This window comes from Microbispora sp. NBC_01389, from assembly GCF_045040095.1.
GTDB lineage: Bacteria > Actinomycetota > Actinomycetes > Streptosporangiales > Streptosporangiaceae > Microbispora.
Genome location: NZ_CP109552.1, coordinates 7,441,855 through 7,460,551 on the forward strand (window position 1 = coordinate 7,441,855; position 18,697 = coordinate 7,460,551).

An 18,697-nucleotide genomic window follows, 5' to 3' on the forward strand; every position below is an offset into this window, starting at 1 on the left:
GACCGCCGGGTGAGGAAGTCGCTACTCCGCCGTCTTCCTGCGGGAACGTCGCCGTCCCCGGGAGGACGGCGCGGAGCCTTCACTCTCGTCTGAGTCGATGGCGTCGGTCACGCTCTCACGCGCCGACGCCGACGCCGCGGCGACCGATCCCTCGTTCGCCGCCAGCTTGTCGGCCACCGCCTTCTCGACGGCCATCTTGCCCTGCGTGCCGCGCGGCTCGGGCTTGCCCTCGACCGGTTCGGTCGACACGATGATCCCGCGCCCGTGGCAGCAGTCGCATGGCGTGGAGAACGCCTCCAGCAGGCCCTGGCCGACCCGCTTGCGGGTCATCTGCACCAGGCCCAGCGAGGTGACCTCGGCCACCTGGTGCTTGGTGCGGTCCCGCGCCAGGCACTCCAGCAGCCGCCGGAGCACCAGGTCGCGGTTGCCCTCCAGCACCATGTCGATGAAGTCGATGACGATGATGCCGCCGATGTCCCGCAGCCTGAGCTGCCGGACGATCTCCTCGGCCGCCTCCAGGTTGTTGCGGGTGACCGTCTCCTCCAGGTTGCCGCCCTGCCCGGTGAACTTGCCGGTGTTGACGTCGACGACGGTCATCGCCTCGGTCCGGTCGATCACCAGGGAGCCGCCGGACGGCAGCCAGACCTTGCGCTCCATCGCCTTGGCGATCTGCTCGTCGATCCGGTAGGCGGAGAAGGCGTCGGCCTCCTCCTGCCACTTCGACAGCCGCTCGGTGAGGTGCGGGGCGACGTAGCGGACGTACTCGTCCACGGTCGTCCACGCCTCGTCGCCCTCGACGACCAGCGAGGCGAAGTCCTCGTTGAACACGTCGCGGACCACCCGGACGGTCAGGTCGGGCTCGCCCGACAGCAGCTCCGGCGGGCTGGCCGACTTGGCCTTGCGCTGGATGTTCTCCCACTGGGCCGACAGCCGGGCCACGTCGCGGGCGAGCTCCTCCTCCGAGGCGCCCTCGGCGGCGGTGCGCACGATGACGCCCGCGTTCTCCGGCATGACCTTGCGCAGGATCTGCTTGAGCCGGGTCCTCTCCTTGTCGGGCAGCTTGCGGCTGATCCCGGTCATCGAGCCGTCCGGCACGTAGACGAGGTAGCGGCCGGGGAGGCTGATCTGGGAGGTCAGCCGGGCCCCCTTGTGGCCCATCGGGTCCTTGGTGACCTGCACCAGCACCGACTGCCCGGACTTCAGCGCCGCCTCGATCCGCTTCGGCTGGCCCTCCAGCCCGGCGGTGTCGAAGTTCACCTCGCCGGCGTACAGCACCGCGTTGCGGCCCTTGCCGATGTCGACGAACGCGGCCTCCATCGAGGGCAGCACGTTCTGGACCTTGCCCAGATAGACGTTGCCGACGTACGACTGGCTCGACTCGCGGTTGACGTAGTGCTCGACGAGGACTCCGTCCTCCAGCACCGCGATCTGGGTGCGGCCGCCCTGGCGGCGCACCACCATGATCCGCTCGACCGACTCGCGCCGGGCCAGGAACTCCGACTCGGTGATGATCGGCGGCCGGCGGCGGCCCAGCTCGCGGCCCTCGCGGCGGCGCTGCTTCTTCGCCTCAAGCCGGGTCGATCCCCGTACGCCCTGGACCTCGTCGACGGACGTGGACCGGGTCGCGCGCGGCGCCCGGATGCGGACGACGGTGTTCGGCGGGTCGTCGGGGGTGGGCTCGGCCTCCTCGCTGCCCCTGCGGCGGCGACGGCGGCGGCGACGGGTGCCGCTCTGGCCGTCGGACTCGTCCTCGGCCTGTTCGCGGTCTTCGTCGTCGTCCTGCGCGGCCTGCGGCTCGTCGCCCTCGTCCTCGGACTCCTCGCCCTCGTCGGCGTCCCTCGTCCGGCTCCCCCGGCCCCGGCCGCCACGGCGGCGGCGACGGCGACGGCCACTGCCGTCGGACTCGTCCTCGCCCTGCTCGCCCTGATCGGCGGACTCCTCCGGCTCCTCCAGCTCCTCGGGCTCCTCCTGCTCGATGTCCTCGTCGTCTGCCGTCACCGGTGCCGGGGCGGGCGCCGCGGGCCGCTGCACGGGCACCGCGAAGGGGTCGGGAGCCTGGAAGAGCGGATGGAACAGCGCCGACGGCGCCTGGAAGGTCACCGAGGGCGAGGGCTGCGACCGGGAGGACAGCCCGAAGGGGTCGGCCACGACGTCCGGCCGGCCGTTCTCCTCCTCGGTCTCACCGGTCTCCTCGACGTCGATGTCCTCGATGTCGAGCGGCTCGTCGTCCAGCGGTTCCTCGTCGGGCAGGTTGAGCCCCAGCGCGGCGGCAACCTCGGCCTCCGCGGCGCTCATCGCCCTGGATCGTTCCGGTGCGGACTCGTCCGCGCGGGCACGGCGGCGGCGGCGCGGCGCGGGTGTCTCCTCGGCCGGCGCGGGCGTCTCGGCCTGTTCGGCCGGTTCGGCCTGCTCCGGCGCGTCCGTCCGCTTGCGGCTGCGGCGGCGCCGCGTGGGCGCGGCCGACTCGTCGTTCCCGCCGTCCACCGGCCCGGTGGTCGGGGTGCCGGTGCTCGGGGTGCCGGTGGTCGGGGTGCCGGTGGTCGCGGTATCAGCGCTCGCGGTCCCGGTGTTCACCGGCTCGGGAGCGGCGGCCGGGGCCACGTCGTCACCGGCCGGGGCCTGGGCGGGCACCGGCGTCTCCACAACCGGCGCTTCCGCGACCGGCGTCTCCGCCGGGGCGGGCTCGGCGGCAGACTCTGTGGCCGGCGGCTCGGCGGTCTTGGCGCGGCGGCGGGTGACCCGCTTCGGCCGCTCCTGGACGACCGGCGCCTCCTGTCCCGGCTGCCCCTGCTCCGGCCGACCTGCCTGCTCCGGCACAGCGGGTCCGGTGGCCACAGCGGGCTCCGCCGCCCTGGGCGCGGCAGCGGCGGCCACCGTGGTCACCGGCGGCGGCAGTTCGTCCGGCTCGGGCGGTGGCCCGGCGGGCCGGCTCGCCGACCGGCGGCGTGGTGTGGACGCGCGGACCGCACCGGAGGAAACCACGTTCCCCCCGGCCTGGCCGCGGTCTTCGGTTGTCGTTTCACCGTCAAGGCTCACAGCCCCGTCAGTGGGCTCGTTGTCGAGCATGCGGGCGCTCTCCCGTCAGCCCCCGGGCACGTCTCCGCGCCGCGCGGAGGCTCTCGTCTCTCGCGGTCCGCCGGGCCTCCTGTCGGCGCCGCGGCGGCAAGTCTTATCGTTCTTCGCCTGCCCGGTCGAGGTCGAACGGGTCGGCGGGCTCACCGGTCACCGCGTCGAGGGGCCCCTGCGCCAGCCTGGTCACCGCAGCGGGTGACGGCGGCGCGAAGCCTGCCACGAGACGCAGCCCCATGAGCACGTCATCGGGTCGTACGGCAGGTGTTTCGTGCCGAACAACCATACGAAGTATGACACACGGCTGAACAGGCTCCTGACCTGCCGTCTTCTCCGGCCCCTCCACGACGGTCAGCGTACGCACCGCGTGGCGGGCGTCGAACCGCCGCATTCCCTTCTTGGTCAGGCGTTCCACCTCGACGTGGCCGGCCGAGAGGAACTCCTTCACCGCCCGCTCGGCCTCCCCCGGTTCGGTTCCCGGGAGCCGCAACTCCCAGACCGAGCCCTCCAGCCGGTCCGCCAGGCCGCCGTCCCGCGCCTCGACCACGTCGAGCACGTCCAGTCCCGGCGGCAGCGAGGCGTCGAGGTCGTCGCGCACCCGGCGTGGATCGCACGCCCGGTTGACGCCGATCTCCAGGTATTCGGCCTCGCTCGCCACCCCGGTGGGGGCGGCGCCCGCGTAGGAGATCTTCGGGTGCGGGTTGAAGCCCGCGCTGTAGGCCACCGGGATCCCCGCTCGCCGCACCGCCCTCTCGACGGCGCGGGAGATGTCGCGGTGGCTGGTGAAGCGCAGCCGCCCCCGCTTGGCGTAACGCACGCGCAGGCGCTGCACCGTGGGTTCGGGCGCGGGCCCCTCGGGAACGGGTTTCACCAGTTCCGTCGTCCTTCCAATATCGGTCAGTCGTCTTGTCGGGCAGTTCGTCCAGGCAGTGCGCGGGCGTCAGATCACCGTGAGGGGCAGGAGCTTCCTGCCCGTCGGGCCGACCTGGATCTCCGTACCCATCGTCGGGCAGACGCCGCAGTCGTAGCAGGGCGTCCAGCGGCAGTCCTCGACCTCGACGTCGCCCAGCGCGTCCTGCCAGTCCTGCCACAGCCACTCGCGGTCGAGACCGGCGTCGAGGTGGTCCCAAGGGAGCACCTCGTGCTCGTCCCGCTCACGGATCGTGTACCACTCCACGTTCACCGGCTCGCCCTCCAGGGCCCGCTCGGCCGCGGCCATCCACCGCTCGAACGAGAAGTGCTCGCTCCAGCCGTCGAACCGGCCGCCGTCCTCCCAGACCGCCCGGATGACCCTGCCCACGCGGCGGTCGCCCCGCGACAGCAGCCCCTCCACGATCGACGGCTTGCCGTCGTGGTAGCGGTAGCCGATGGCCCTGCCGTACTCCTTGTCGGAGCGCAGGGCCTCGCGCAGCGCCCGTAGCCGACGGTCCACCGTCTCGTGGTCGCACTGGGCGGCCCACTGGAACGGCGTGTGCGGCTTGGGCACGAACCCGCCGATGGAGACCGTGCAGCGGACGTCCCGCGAGCCGGTCGCCTCCCGGCCCGCCCTGATGACCTTCTTGGCCAGGTCGGCGATGCCGAGGACGTCCACGTCCTCCTCCGTCGGCAGCCCGCACATGAAGTAGAGCTTCACCTGCCGCCAGCCGTTGGAGTAGGCGGTGGTCACCGTGCGGATCAGGTCCTCCTCGGTGACCATCTTGTTGATCACCTTGCGCATCCGCTCGGACCCGCCCTCCGGCGCGAACGTCAGCCCGGACCGGCGGCCGTTCCGGGACAGCTCGTTGGCGAGGTCGATGTTGAACGCGTCGACCCGGGTGGAGGGCAGGGACAGCCCGATCTGGCTGCCGTCGTAACGGTCGGCGAGGCCCCTGGTGATGTCGGCGATCTCGGAGTGGTCCGCACTGGACAGCGACAGCAGCCCGACCTCGCTGAAGCCGGACTCCTTGATCCCCGCCTCGACCATGTCGCCGACCGTGGTGATCGACCGCTCCCGCACCGGACGGGTGATCATGCCCGCCTGGCAGAAGCGGCAGCCCCGGGTGCAGCCCCGGAAGATCTCGACGCTGAACCGCTCGTGCACGGTCTCGGCCAGCGGGACCAGCGGTTTCTTCGGGTACGGCCACTCGTCGAGGTCCATGACCGTGTGCTTGAAGACGCGCGACGGCACGCCGTCGCGGTTGGGGACGACCCGCATGATGCGGCCGTCCGGGTGGTACTCGACGTCATAGAACTTCGGGACGTACACCCCGCCCGTGGAGGCGAGGCGCATCAGCAGTTCGTCACGGCCGCCGGGGCTGCCCTCGGACTTCCACTCGCGCAGCACCTCGGAGATCGCGATGGCGATCTGCTCGCCGTCGCCGAGCACGGCGGCGTCGAGGAAGCCGGCGATGGGCTCCGGGTTGAAGGCGGCGTGGCCGCCCGCCAGCACGATCGGGTCCTCGCCGGTGCGGTCCGCCGCCTCCAGCGGGATCCCCGCCAGGTCGAGCGCGGTGAGCAGGTTCGTGTAGCCGAGCTCGGTGGCGAACGACACCCCGAGGACGTCGAACGCGCGAACCGGCCGGTGGCCGTCCACGGTGAACTGCGGGAGACCCTCGGACCGCATGAGCGCCTCGAGGTCGGGCCACACCGCGTAGGTGCGCTCGGCCAGCGTCTCGGGCAGCTCGTTGAGGATCTCGTAGAGGATCTGCACCCCCTGGTTGGGCAGGCCGACCTCGTAGGCGTCCGGATACATCAGGGCCCACCGGACGGTCGCCTCGTCCCAGTCCTTGACCGTCGAGTTCAGCTCGCCCCCGACGTACTGGATCGGCTTCTGCACCCTCGGCAGCAGCGGCTCCAGGCGGGGAAACAACGACTCGACAGACATGCCTCCAGGGTATCGGCTTCCGGGAGTGGCCCCTGCGGATCTTGCCGACCCTCGTGGGGCTCCAGGAGGGCTCAGAAGGGGTGCCACAGCCGGTCGTCCCCGGCGCGCAGCGAGGCCAGGCGGTGACGCAGCTCCGCGAGCGCCGCCGCGTCCCGGTGCCCGATGCGCAGGGCGGCCGTCAGCGTCTGGAGCTCCCGGATGTCGCGCAGCACCGGATATCCCGGCCAGTCCCGGATGTCGTGCCCGTAGGCATGGGCGAAGCCGTCCCGCTGGGCGTCGGACACGCCGAACCGCGCGCCCTGCAGCGTGGGAACCAGGTCGAGCTCGCGCGGCCCGGCGCCGGCCGAGTCCCAGTCGCACAGCAGCAGCCGGTCCCGCGTGCGGATCAGGTTGCCCCGGTGCGCGTCGCCGTGGACCAGCCCGTACGGCAGCGCGAACTCGACGCGCTCGTAGTACGCATCCTCCAGTGCCCCGCACCGCTCCAGCAGCCACTCCCGTTCCTCGTCGTCCAGCACGCGGCTCGCGCGTACGGCCCGCCGCACGCGGCCGAAGGGATCGAAGGTCGGCAGCTCGAACGGCACGGGCGGCAGGGAGTGCAGGCGGCGCAGCAGAAGGCCGAGCGGGACCGGGTCGCCGTCGCCCGCGCCCTCCTCGTAGTGCCAGAAGGTCGCCAGGCAGCCCTCCACCGCGAGGGGCTGGCGCACGTCGAGCGGCAGCGTGACCGGGAAGCCCCGCTCGTGCAGCCACCTCGTGACCTTGAGCGAGGTGACCAGCCGGTCGTACTTGCCGGGGGCGCCCGTCTCGGCGAGGCGGACGACCACGCCCTCGCCCGGCAGGTGGTAGACGACGTTGGCGAAGCTGCGCAGCAGCCGGGCGCCGGACGCGTCGAGCCCCGCCAGGCGGCAGGCCTCCGCGAGCGCGGGCGGGGTGCCCGCGACGGTGGAGACGGTCATCCCACGCCTCCTTCGGTCACCGGCGCCTCCGGCAACGCGCGGGCCGCCGACTGGGGCAGGCCGGACGCGCAGAACGCCTCCAGCCGGTCGGCGAGCGGGCCGCCCATCCGCGGCCGGGCGGCCTGCAGAGTCTCGGCCAGGCTGTCGATCCTGCGCTCGGGCGGCAGGTCGAACAGCGGCGCCATGGCCCGCTCCGCCCCGGCGGGATCGTCTTCCAGCAGATGCGCGGCGACGAGGTGGGCCGCGGCCATCGCCTCGCAACCGTACGACCTGTTCTGCCGGTCCTCCCGCGCGTACAGGTCGAGCGCCGCGCGGGCCTGGTCGATCGCGCGGTCCGGCCGGCCGAGGTGGAGGTACGCGACGGCCGTGTAGTAGGCGTGCTTGGCGGGCCGGAAGGCGAACTCGCCGGCGAAGCCGTCGTGCAGTTCGTCTCCCGCCCCCTGCTCTCGGGCGTCGGCCGCCTTGAGCAGGTCGTCCTCGGCCTCCCGGGTCCAGCCGAGCATGGCGCCGGCGCGGGCGCGCAGCATGTGCAGGCGCGCGCCGCCCTGTCCCCTCGGGAGGTGGGTCAGGCCGGCCTCGGCGTAGCCCGCCGCGTCCTCGTAGCGCCGGTCCCACAGCGCCACCGACGCCTGCATGCCGCGCGCCCACCCCATCAGCGACTGGTGCCCGGCGATCCTGCCGTACGTCCAGGCGGCGCGGGCGAGGGTGTCGGCGGGCATCCGGCGGCCCATGTCCATGCTGGCGTTGGCCATGAGACCGCACAGCGTGCCCGCCAGGAAGTAGAGCTCACCGGCCTGGGCCGGGTGGACGCGCCGTTCCAGCGCCCGCCGGGCCTGCTCCTGCAGCACCCGCATCTCGACGAACAGCGGCAGCGGCGACTCCCAGACGTACCGCCGCGACAGCCAGATCACCTGGGTGCGCAGCCGCTCCAGCACGCTGTCGCCGACCTCGCTCGTCTCGGCCCGCTCGGCGTGCTCGCTGGCCTCCCGGGCAGCGGCCGTGACCAGGTCCGGCGCCGCGCCGCGCGCCCACGGCCCGCGCTGCCCCGGTTCCGGGCGGCGCATCTCCTCCGGCGTGTAGTCGCGGGCGAACCCGAGTTGCACCGGCCCGGTCTCGAACAGCCGGCACAGCAGGTCGGTGTAGTCACGGTCGGGGCGGGCCCCGGCCTCCCACTCCCGCCAGGACCGCTCGGTGAGCCCCCGGCGCTTGATCCGCTCACGGTCGCACATCGCGTGGAAGCGCTCGATCGCCTCCTCGACCGTCCACCCGTACGACAGCCGGAGGCACTTGAAGCGCGACAGCCGCGGGCAGCAGAGATGGATCTCCTCGGCGATCTGGTGAAAGACCGCGGTCGTGGGCGGGTCCCCGAGAGCGGCGAGGGTGCGCTCGCGGATACCGCCGGCGATCTGGATGGCGGACCGGTCCCCGCCTCGTGAGGGTGTCGTCATCGGCTCTCCCAGTGGTGACACCCGCACGCTAATGGTGTCGATGTCACGAACCGGTCACCTCGCGCACTGCGAGTCGCTCTCCTCCACCCGGAGGGGCGCGATTCTCCCGCCGCTGCGCAACTGCGCCGTGAAGAGCTGTCCGCACAGGCTCGCCGGCGTCTCGGCGAACCACACCGTCGGCGGGTCGCCCGCGGCCGCGGCGGCCCACCGGCCGCCGCCGTACACGATCCGGTAGTCGGGAAAGGCACTGCGCAGCAGTTCAAGGGCACGCTGGCGGTCCCGCGCCTCGTTGTCCGGAGTCACCGTTCCTCCGTAATGGTTCGTTCAGCCCCCGAACCTGTTCCGTTCCCATACTGTTCGCCGCGCCGTGCGGCCGCCAGTGAGAGCCGGGATCCGCCACCCTGCGAACCGCTCTCATGCGAGTGTCACGAGGACATCAGGACGACATCAGCACGACGTCAGGACGAGAAGGGCCGCGATCTGAGGTGGATCGCCTGGAGCACGGCCACCGCCGTCATGTTCGCGAACGTCGCGGTGCCGCCATAGGACACGAACGGCAGCGGCACGCCGGTGATGGGCATGATGCCGATGGTCATGCCGACGTTGACGAGGGTCTGGAAGGCGAGCCACGCGACGACCCCACCGGCGACGAGCGCGCTGAACCGGTCGTTGCACGTCTGGGCGATCCGGGCGCCGCGCAGCAGGATCAGGCCGAGCAGCGCCACCACGGCGACGGACCCGACGAAGCCGAGCTCCTCCCCCGCGACGGTGAAGATGAAGTCGGTGTGCTGCTCGGGCACGAAGCGGCCGGTGGTCTGCCCACCGTGGAACAGCCCCTTGCCGAACAACTCGCCCGACCCGATCGCCACCAGGGCCTGCCTGCTGTTGTAACCGACGCCGCGGGGGTCGCTCGACGGGTCGAGCAGCGCGGTGAACCGCGCCACCTGGTACGGCTTGAGCAGCCCCAGCGACCACACCGCGATCCCGGCGGTGGCCGCGAGCAGGATCCCGGCGGCCACCCAGCGCTTGCGCACCCCGGCGAGCACGATGATCGCGCCGGTGATCGTCGCGAGCACCATCGTCGTGCCGAGGTCGGGTTCGAGCATGATGAGGCCCGCTGCCACGCCGGTCAGCGCGAGGCACAGCGCGACGTTCAGGGCCCGCGGCCGGTCCTTATCCCGTTCGGACGGCCGCGCGAGCAGCCGCGCGAGCATCAGCACGAGCACCGGTTTGGCCAGCTCGTCCGGCTGCACGGCGAAGCCGCCGCCGACCATGATCCAGGAGTGGTGCCCGTTGATCGTGGAACCCATCGGGGTCAGCACGAGCACCAGCCCCACGAGCGCCACGGCGTACAGGACCGGCGCGTACGTGCGGAGCCACCGGTAGTCGCTCACGGCGACGGCGCTGTAGAGGGCCAGCCCGATGAGCAGGTTGATCACGTGTTTCTTGGCCATCGCGGTCGGCTCGATGGACGACCACGTCCTGGTCGACGACCACACCAGCAGCGTGCCCACGACGCTGAGCGCGAGAACCGCGCCGAGGAGAAGCCAGTCCATCCGCCAGACGACCGCGCCGCGGCCGATCGCCCGCCGCGCCAGCGATCCGCGTCCCACCCTCATGGCCTCGGTCATGGCAGGCGCCTCACTGGGTCCCGTCGCGGCTGATGGCCGGCAGCCGCGTGACCGGTTTGCCGTCGGGGAGCGCCGGCTGGACCGGCTTGTTGTCGTCGCCCTTGCCGAGGCCGAAGATGCCCTCCCAGATCCGCCGTACGGCGGGCGCGGCGGTCGAGGCGCCGAAGCCGCCCTGTGCCACCATGACCACCGTGACCAGCCGCGGGTTGTCGGCGGGCGCGAAGGAGGCGAACCACGAGGTGTCCTCCTTGCCGTAGACCTCCGCCGTGCCGGTCTTGCCGCCGATCTTCACGATGTTCAGCGGGAACCCGCGGAACGCGCCGGCCGCCGTGCCGTCCGACGGCACCTCGCTGAGCGCCTTGCGGATGTAGGTGCGGGTCTCGTCGCTGACCGGCAGGTGATACTCCACCGGCACCGGGATCTCCTTGTGCAGCGTGCCGTCGGGCCGCATCAGCGCCCAGCCCAGCCGCGGGCTGCGCACGTTGCCGTCCCCCACGAGCGCGGCGTACGCCCGCGCGAGCTGGAGCGGCGTGACGAGGACGTCGCCCTGGCCGATGGACAGGTTCACCGCCTCGTACGCGTGGAAGATCATGCCCTCCAGGCAGTTCTCGTTGGCCAGCCGCTTGGCGAACGCGGCGCGGCTCTCGTTCTTCATCTCCGGGTAGCCGATCTTGGCCCGCCTGCACATCTCGGCCCTGGTGGAGTTGTAGAGGTCCCGCTTCCAGGCGCGGGTGGGGATGCGGCCGGGCGACTCGCCGGGCAGATCGATGCCGGTGCGGCGACCGAAGCCGTACGCCTTGGCCATGTTCGGCATCGGCTCCTTGACCTTCGATTTGGGCGTCTTGCCGCCGTCGCGCAGCCACTCCTCGTATCCGGACTTGTAGAAGACGGTGTCGCACGACTTCACCAGCGCCTCGTGGAGCGAGATCGCGCCGAGGCTCATGCCGCCCGCGTTCGGGTAGGACCTGCCCTCGACGGTGTAGGCGCTGGGGCACTGGAAGGTGCCGTGCAGCGACTCACCGTCGGCGATCATCGCCGAGGCTGAGCTGATCTTGAACGTCGAACCGGGGGCGTACTCGCCCGCGATCGCCCGCGACACCAGCGGCTTGCCCGACTTGTCGGAAAGGAGGCGCCGGTAGTCCTTCTCGGTGATGCCGCCCGTCCAGACCCTGGGGTCGTAGTTGGGCCGGCTCGCCATCGCGATCACCCGGCCGGTCTTCACGTCGAGCACCACGCCCGCCGCCCCGTCGGAGTTCGGGATCTCCTGCATGGCCTGGTCGAGCGACTTCTCCACGATCCGCTGCACCTTGGCGTCGATGCTGGTCACCAGGATGTCGCCAGCCACCGGATCGGACTGCTGGTCGACCGTGATGACCTTGCCCATCCGGTCGACCTGGACGGCGCGCAGGCCCGCCGTGCCGCGCAGGGCGGCGTCGTAGGTCCGCTCCAGCCCGTCGCGGCCGGTGAGGTCGACGCCCGAGTAGTCGGCCTTGAGCCCCTCGCGTTTCTCCAGCTCGCTCTGCGTCACCGGCTGCAGGTAGCCCAGAAGCTGGGCGGCGTCCTTGCCGTTCGGGTAGTCGCGCATCGCCTGGATGTCGGCGGTGACCCCCGGGAAGTCCTCCTGGCGCTCCAGGATCTGCAGCGCCGCCCTGGGGTTGACGTTCGTCGCCACCGGGATCGGCGTGTACGGCGAGCCGGGCCAGCACGGGCGGCTGACGCCGGGCCCGCACGCCCGGATCTCCATCTTCAGCTTCGGCAGCGGCAACTTCAGCACGCCGGACAGCCGCCGCAGCACCGCGTCACCGCCGTCCGGCATGCGCTCCAGCCGGCCGCGGTCCACCGAGACCACCAGCGTCGTGCGGTTGCGCACCAGCGGCCGGCCCGAGGAGTCGAGGATCGCCCCCCGCAGGGCGGGCACCCGCACCTCGCGGGTGCGCGTCTCCGTCGCGACCGTGACGAAGCGCGATCCCTGCACCACCTGGACCTGCCACAGCCGGACGACGAGCACGACGATCATGGCGATGACCATCACCTGCAGGACGATCAGCCGCCCGCGCAACCGTGTCATGCCGCCCCCCGTCTATAGCCCGGAACCAGCTCCGTACGACCCGCGCGTCCGCGGCGGCCGCCGTACAGGGCGTTGACCGCCCACAGCACCAGCGGAGCGGCCACGAGATTGCAGACGGCCGCCCGGGGCCACGCCGTCGCCAGCACGCCCCAGGTGACCCCCGGCGCGCCGAGCAGTGCGCCCAGGCCGGCCACCATGCCGGGCGCGAGCACGGCGCAGGCCGCCATCGCGAGCAGCGGCAGGCGCTCGCCCATGCGACCGGCCGCGTAGCCGAGGAAGCACAGGACCAGCGCGTACTGGCCCAGCGTGTGGTTGGCGGGCGGCAGCAGGTCGTAGGCGAGCCCGCCGCAGAAGCCGATGACCGCGCCCGGCAGCGGCCCGCGCTTGGCCGCGAGCACGGCGACCGTCAGGAGCACCAGGTCCGGCGCCCACATGAACAGCAGCCGGTTCACCAGGCTGACCTGCAGCACCAGGGCGACGAAGAGCAGCAGCGCCGCGGTGACGTTGCGGAGCATCGTTCAGTTCCTCCCGCCGCGGCCGGCGCCGGCCGCCGCACCCTCGCGGGCCTGCGTGTCACTCGGTGGCGCGGCCCGCCGGAGGCCGAACCCGTCCTCGAGCGACCTCTGACCGGTCCTGTGCTCGCCGGTCCGCCGATCTTCGCGCGGCCGCGGTTTCGGCGGTGGCGGCGGCACCGGCGGGAGCACGGAGTCGCGGGGGTCCCGCTTCGGCGCCGCGACCACGACCCCGACGACGTCCAGCGCGGAGAAGTCGGTGAAGGGCCGCGCGTAGGCGGTCCTGGTGACCTCGCCGGGGGTGTTGTCGATCCGCTCGACGACCCCGATCGGCACGCCGGGCACGTACGGCAGGCTCCGCTGGGAGCCGAACGACACGATCCGCCGTCCCACCCCGATCGGCACGGTGGAGTCGAGCAGCCGGAACTTGATCAGGTTGCCGCCGCCGCCCGCCTCGCCGAGCCCGTTCACGACGCCGAGTTCGTTGCCGCCCTCCAGCCGGGCGCCCGCCGACAGGGCCGGATCGGTCAGCAGCGCGACCGTCGAGCTGGACGGGCCGGCCTGGATGACCCTGCCGACCAGCCCCTGGTCGCTCAGCACGGTCATGTCGGCCCGGATCCCGTCGGCCTCCCCCGCGTCGATCTCGACCGTGTCCTCGAACCCGGCCACCGTACGCCGCGCGACGACCTGGGCCGGCACGATCCGGTAGCGGCCGAGCCCCGCCAGCCCGAGCATGCGGTCCAGCTTGTCGGACCGCGCCCGGTCGAGCCGCTGCGCGGAGACCTCGTCCCGCAGTCGCGCGTTCTCCTTGCGAAGGTCGCCCATGGCGCGGCGGGCCGACGGCGCGTCGCGCAGCATGCCGACGAAGCCGGTGATGGGCCCGGTCACGGCGGCGCCGACGCGTTCGGCCTTCCCGAACACCGCCCCCGCGAAGCCGCGCACCGGGCCGAGGAAGCGGTCGCTCCCCGCCCGGTTGTCCACGGTGATCAGGATCAGCGCGACGGCGAGAAGGAGGCCGAGCATGAGACGGGCGCGGCGGGTGTCTCTCATGACCGCTCCTTAGCTGCGGGGCTCAGGCACGAGCACCTGCTGGAGGGCTTCAAAGTCCTCCACGCACTTCCCCGAGCCCAGCGCGACCGAGTCGAGCGCGTTCTCCGCGAGGTGGACCGGCATCCCGGTCTCCTCGCGCAGCCGGTCGATCATGCCGCGCAGCAGGGCGCCGCCGCCGGCCACGGCGATCCCCCGGTCCATGAGGTCGCCGGACAGCTCCGGCGGGCACTTGTCGAGCGTGGACTTCACGGCGTCCACGATCGCGTTGACCGGCTCGGAGATCGCCCGGCGGATCTCCTCGGCGCTGATGACGACGGTCTTCGGCAGGCCGGTGACCAGGTCACGGCCCCGTACCTCGGCATGGAAGTCCTCACCGGTCGCGCAGGCGGAGCCCACCGCGATCTTGACCTCCTCCGCCGTGCGCTCCCCCAGCATCAGGGAGTACTCCTTCTTGGCGAAGGCGATGACCGCCTGGTCGAGTTCGTCGCCTCCGACGCGGATCGACTGGCTGGTCACGATGCCGCCCATCGAGATGATGGCCACCTCGGTGGTGCCGCCGCCGATGTCGACGACCATGTTCCCGGTCGGCTCGTGGACCGGCAGACCGGCCCCGATCGCCGCCGCCATCGGCTCCTCGATGATGTACACGCGGCGGGCGCCGGCCTGGTAGCCCGCTTCCTTCACCGCGCGCTGCTCCACCGCGGTGATCCCACTGGGTACGGCCACGATGATGCGCGGGCGCACGAAGTGCCGGCGTTTGTGGATTTTCTGGATGAAGTACCGCAGCATCCGCTCGGTCACATCGAAATCGGCGATGACCCCGTCCCTCAGGGGCCGGATCGCGACGATGTTTCCGGGCGTCCGTCCGATCATCCGCTTCGCTTCGACCCCAACTGCCACGATCTTGCCGGTCGTGACGTTGATGGCGACGACGGACGGCTCGTTCAGGACGATGCCGCGCCCTCGGACGTAGACGAGAGTGTTCGCCGTGCCAAGGTCGACAGCCATGTCACGGCCCAGGAATGTCAGCTTGCTGCCCATGCGGAAGGAAGCCTTCCTTCAGGTGGTGAGCGGTTACCGGGTTCAGCGGGAGTGCGGGATGACGCATCGCATTCGAATCGTAACGGCACGTGCTCATCACTGGGCGCATCGAGCTCCCAAGCCCTCGGAAAAACCGGCCTGCCCCGGCCTAAGCTCGGTCACCACCTGGGAAAACACGAGAGGCCCCGGTTTAAACCGGGGCCTCTCGCGGGGCAAGGACTAGAAACGGTCGGGAAAGAAAATCTTGGTTTCCCGGGCCGCGGACTCCGGCGAATCGGAGCCGTGGACGACGTTCTCGCCGATCTCCAGCGCGTGGTCGCCGCGGATGGTGCCGGGCGCGGACTTCACGGGGTCGGTGAGCCCGGCCAGCGCGCGGAACGCCTCGACGGCCCGCGGGCCCTCCAGCACCATCGCGACGAGCGGGCCGCCGGTGATGAACTCCACCAGTTCGCCGAAGAACGGGCGCTCGGAGTGCTCGGCGTAGTGGGCCTTCGCCGTCTCGGCGTCGAGCGTGCGCAGGTCCATCGCCACGATCTTGAGGCCCTTGCGCTCGATGCGGCCGATGACGTCCCCGACGAGCCCGCGACGGACCCCGTCGGGCTTGATCAGGACAAGCGTACGCTCGGACACGGTCTTCTCTCCTATTGTCGTCGTGGGTGACGCTCACGTGGCGCCCGACCCGCCGGTTCCCGGGCATGCCTGGGAGCTCCAACGCAACGGCAGCTTACCGGTCCGGGCCCGCCACTCCGCTCGCCCGGCGTGGTCAGTGGACGGTGTCCGGCTCCTGCGGCCCGGCGTCGTCGCCCTCGGGAGAGGGCGTCGGCAGGGGGATCACCACCTGACCGGCGGACATGGCGGCGGCACTCCGCCGTGCCAGGACCGACGAGAGCACGATGACCCCGACCACGACGAAGCCCCCGACCAGCGCCCACATGTGCAGCGCGTCGACGAACCCCTTGACGAGCGCGTTCCCCCCGTCCTTCCCGGCCAGGGCGGATCCGGCGGCCTCACGCAGCCGGTTGACCTGGATCCCGGTGCCGAGCAGGAAGCCGGCGAGCACCGCGGGGAAGCACAGCGACAGGCCAAGCAGCGCGGAGCCGAGGCCCGCCAGCCGGAACGCGCCGACCAGCGCCACCGCCGCCCCGGCGGCCAGCAGGACGAACGGCACCATCAGCGGCGTGCCGGAGGGTGCGGGGACGAGAAGCCTGACCGCGCACAGCCCGCCGACCACGGCGGCGAGGCCGAGAGCGGTCATCCGCGTGGCGGACGTCTCCGGCGCCCTGCCCGCCAGGACGGCCGCCGCGAGCGCGGCCAGCCCCGCCACCAGGAACGGCACCCACAGGCCCAGCAGTCCGGGACCACCCAGCGGGCCGCCCAGTTCGATGTAGGTCAGCTGCGCGGCGGTCGGCAGCACGACCAGCCCGACGGCCACGTTGACGAGCGCGAGGGTCCGGCCGCCCTGCCCCTCGAAGGCGCCGAACGCCGCGAGTGCCAGCATCGCCACCGTCGCGAGCGCCGCCGCGGCGACCACCAGCATGGGCGGCCAGTCGAAGGTGACGCCCACGCCCAGCGCCGCGATCACCGTGGCGGGCACGACGGCCAGCCCGAGCCTGCCGCGTTCGGCGGAGGTGGGCCGTGACAGGGGCAGGACCTGCCGCTCACCCTCCGCGGCGGCCGTACCGGCGCCGCCGGTGACCATCCACAGGACGAGGTACACCGCGGCGAGTGCCAGCGCGACCCCGGTGAGCAGCGGGTACGGCTGGAGAGTGACCCGCCAGGAGGACACGTCCCGGATCGCCCACAGGGCCAGGGCCTGCGCCGACAGCAGCGACGCGGCGAGCGCGCCGGCCCAGATCGGCAGCAGCACCCGGTGGCGGGGACGTTCGGCCACCGCGGCGAGCGTGGCCGGGACGAGCATGCCCGCGCCGATTCCGTGGAGCACGCGCAGCACGCCGACGAGCGCGACCGTCTCGGTGTACCCGCCCGCCGCGTCCGCGAGCGCGAGCAGTGCCAGCCCCGCGACGAGAATCGGCGCCGCGCGGAACCTGCGCACCGCCATCGCGGCGATGGGCACGGTCACCAGCATGGCGGGCAGCGCGAGACCGTGCGCGCGGATCATCTCGATCTGCGAGACGCCCGGCGGCAGCAGCGCCGCCACGACGGAGATCGTGTTCGGGATCGCGACGACCGCGAGGGGCAGGGCGACCACGGTGAGCAGCCCGATGACGACGTCGACCAGCATGGGGACGCGCACGGCACGGACCGGCACGGCGGCCCGTGCCTGCGGTACGGGAGGGACGGCCATGGAAGCCGACTTTAGCGCTTCGTCGCCCCTTCGACACGGCGAGCGACGAAGATGGCCGTTATCCACAGGGCAGCGAAGATCACCCCGAGGAAGAACATGGCCGGGACCAGGAATCCCGTAGCGATTGTCAGGATTTGCAGCACGCTGCCCGCGATATAGGCGTAGGGCCGCTTCAGCTGGCCGGCGATCAGCACGCACAGGACGGCCAGGCCGAGCCCGACGGTCACCGCGAGCGCCGGGGACACGTGGTTGATGGTGATCGCCACAGGAGTCACCAGCGCGACGACGATCGCCTGCATGCCGAGAACGCTCGCGCAGAGCCGCCGCATGCCGGGGGTCACCTCGAACACGCCGCCGTGCTCCGCCCTCACCTGGCGGCCTTCAGCAGAACGCGGGCGTCCCCGGCTGTGACCACCGACCCGGTGATCAGGACCCCGGAGCCCCGTTCGTCTCCCTGGTCGGCCAGCCCGATGCCCGTGTCGATCGCGTCGTCCAGCCGGTCCTCGATGTGGACGCGGTCCGGGCCGAAGACGGCCTGCGCGCGGACCGCCAGATCGTCGGGGCTCAGGGACCGCGGGGAGGAGTTGCGGGTGACGACGATCTCCTCGGTCACCGGTTCGAGGAGGTCCAGAATCGTCTCCACGTCCTTGTCCGCCATCACCGCCACCACGGCGACGAGCCGGGTGAAGCCGAAGGACTCGGTCAGGGCGTCCACCGTCGCCTCCATGCCCGCGGGATTGTGCGCCGCGTCGACCAGGACGGTGGGCCCGCGCCGTACGACCTCCAGCCTCCCCGGGCTGCTCGCCTGGGCGAACCCCTGCCGTACGACCTCGTCGCCCAGGGGGTCGTCACCGGCCGTCAGCGCCTCGACGGCCGCCAGGGCGCCGACGGCGTTGCCGGCCTGGTGCGCGCCGTACAACGGCAGGAACACGTCCTCGTACACGCCCTTGAGGCCCCTGAGCTGGAGCATCTGGCCGCCCATCGCGAGTTCGCGGTGCAGCACTCCGAACTCGAGCCCTTCCCGGGCGACGACCGCGCCGACCTCGGCGGCCCTCCGCATCAGCACCTCGGCGGCGGGCAGCGCCTGCTGCGCCAGCACCGTGGTCGCCTTGGGCTTGATGATCCCCGCCTTCTCGCCGGCGATCGTGGCGATGTCCGGGCCGAGATAGTCGGTGTGGTCGAGCGCGACAGGGGTGATCACCGCGACCGTGCCGTCGGCGACGTTGGTCGCGTCGAAGGTCCCGCCCATGCCGGTCTCGACGACCGCGACGTCCACGGGTGCGTCGGCGAACGCGGCGAACGCCATCCCCGTCAGCACCTCGAAGAAGCTGAGCCTGCCCACCCTGGCGTCGACCATCTCCAGGTAGGGCGCGATGTCCTCGTACACCTCGGTGAACCGCTCCTCCGAGAGGGGCTCACCGTCGATGGAGATGCGTTCGCGCATCGACTGCAGGTGCGGGCTCGTGTAGCGGCCGACGCGGAGGTTGCGCTCGCGCAGCAGAGCCTCGGTCATGCGCGCGGTGCTCGTCTTCCCGTTGGTCCCCGCGATGTGAACGACTTCGTACGACTTCTGGGGATCGCCGAGGATCTCCATCAGCGCGGCGATCCGATCGAGAGAGGGATCGAAATCCCACTCAACCCCTCGCTCCATGATCGCTTGCTCGACGGCTCGATATTCCACGACCCTCAGCGTACGGGACGTCGTCGTCGCCCTTCACCGCACACCCGTGGCCGGGGCCGGATTCGGGGCACAAAAA

General features: G+C 72.0%; 15 protein-coding genes. All 15 read right to left on the reverse strand.

The features are described 5' to 3' along the window. Positions 1-21: 21 nt before the first annotated feature. The 15 genes from OG344_RS32825 to OG344_RS32895 all read right to left on the reverse strand — a co-directional run bounded on the left by OG344_RS32825 (position 22) and on the right by OG344_RS32895 (position 18,591). Positions 22-2,982, reverse strand: a complete 2,961-nt coding sequence (locus OG344_RS32825) for an Rne/Rng family ribonuclease (protein WP_405086405.1) — start codon at positions 2,980-2,982, stop codon at positions 22-24. A gap of 187 nt (positions 2,983-3,169) precedes the next feature. Then, positions 3,170-3,940 carry a TIGR03936 family radical SAM-associated protein gene (locus OG344_RS32830; protein ID WP_405086406.1) on the reverse strand — a complete coding sequence of 257 codons (771 nt, stop codon included), beginning with the start codon at positions 3,938-3,940 and terminating at the stop codon, positions 3,170-3,172. Positions 3,941-4,009: 69 nt separating this feature from the next. After that, positions 4,010-5,932, reverse strand: coding sequence for a TIGR03960 family B12-binding radical SAM protein (locus OG344_RS32835; RefSeq protein ID WP_327047080.1), 1,923 nt, complete (start codon positions 5,930-5,932; stop codon positions 4,010-4,012). Between the two features lie 71 nt (positions 5,933-6,003). Further along, positions 6,004-6,885 (reverse strand): phosphotransferase family protein, encoded by an 882-nt coding sequence (locus OG344_RS32840; RefSeq protein WP_405086407.1) that lies wholly within the window; start codon positions 6,883-6,885, stop codon positions 6,004-6,006. Continuing rightward, a complete protein-coding gene (locus tag OG344_RS32845) occupies positions 6,882-8,333 on the reverse strand; it encodes a hypothetical protein (RefSeq protein ID WP_405086408.1) in 1,452 nt (483 codons plus the stop codon). The genes OG344_RS32840 and OG344_RS32845 overlap by 4 nt, the downstream gene beginning before the upstream one ends. A 54-nt stretch (positions 8,334-8,387) precedes the next feature. Beyond that, positions 8,388-8,636, reverse strand: coding sequence for a hypothetical protein (locus OG344_RS32850; protein WP_327047083.1), 249 nt, complete (start codon positions 8,634-8,636; stop codon positions 8,388-8,390). Between the two features lie 155 nt (positions 8,637-8,791). Then, positions 8,792-9,964: a rod shape-determining protein RodA gene (gene rodA, locus OG344_RS32855; protein ID WP_405086409.1), complete on the reverse strand. Its 1,173-nt coding sequence runs from the start codon at positions 9,962-9,964 to the stop codon at positions 8,792-8,794. 10 nt (positions 9,965-9,974) lie between these two features. Then, positions 9,975-12,032 (reverse strand): penicillin-binding protein 2, encoded by a 2,058-nt coding sequence (gene mrdA / locus OG344_RS32860; protein ID WP_405086410.1) that lies wholly within the window; start codon positions 12,030-12,032, stop codon positions 9,975-9,977. Further along, complete coding sequence (mreD, locus tag OG344_RS32865) at positions 12,029-12,547, reverse strand: rod shape-determining protein MreD (protein WP_327047086.1); 519 nt, start codon at positions 12,545-12,547, stop codon at positions 12,029-12,031. The genes mrdA and mreD overlap by 4 nt, the downstream gene beginning before the upstream one ends. A gap of 3 nt (positions 12,548-12,550) precedes the next feature. Beyond that, on the reverse strand, positions 12,551-13,594 hold the full coding sequence (mreC, locus tag OG344_RS32870) for a rod shape-determining protein MreC (protein ID WP_405086411.1): 1,044 nt from the start codon (positions 13,592-13,594) through the stop codon (positions 12,551-12,553). Positions 13,595-13,603: 9 nt separating this feature from the next. Beyond that, the gene (locus OG344_RS32875; protein WP_405086412.1) at positions 13,604-14,635 is read right to left on the reverse strand and encodes a rod shape-determining protein; all 1,032 of its coding nucleotides are present in this window, start codon (positions 14,633-14,635) and stop codon (positions 13,604-13,606) included. A gap of 219 nt (positions 14,636-14,854) precedes the next feature. Continuing rightward, a complete protein-coding gene (gene ndk, locus OG344_RS32880; protein WP_117408856.1) occupies positions 14,855-15,265 on the reverse strand; it encodes a nucleoside-diphosphate kinase in 411 nt (136 codons plus the stop codon). A gap of 133 nt (positions 15,266-15,398) precedes the next feature. After that, positions 15,399-16,940, reverse strand: a complete 1,542-nt coding sequence (locus OG344_RS32885) for a hypothetical protein (RefSeq protein WP_405086413.1) — start codon at positions 16,938-16,940, stop codon at positions 15,399-15,401. A gap of 11 nt (positions 16,941-16,951) precedes the next feature. Then, on the reverse strand, positions 16,952-17,290 hold the full coding sequence (locus OG344_RS32890) for a DUF4233 domain-containing protein (protein WP_405086414.1): 339 nt from the start codon (positions 17,288-17,290) through the stop codon (positions 16,952-16,954). A gap of 17 nt (positions 17,291-17,307) precedes the next feature. Next, positions 17,308-18,591 (reverse strand): bifunctional folylpolyglutamate synthase/dihydrofolate synthase, encoded by a 1,284-nt coding sequence (locus OG344_RS32895; protein ID WP_405086415.1) that lies wholly within the window; start codon positions 18,589-18,591, stop codon positions 17,308-17,310. Positions 18,592-18,697: the final 106 nt, after the last annotated feature.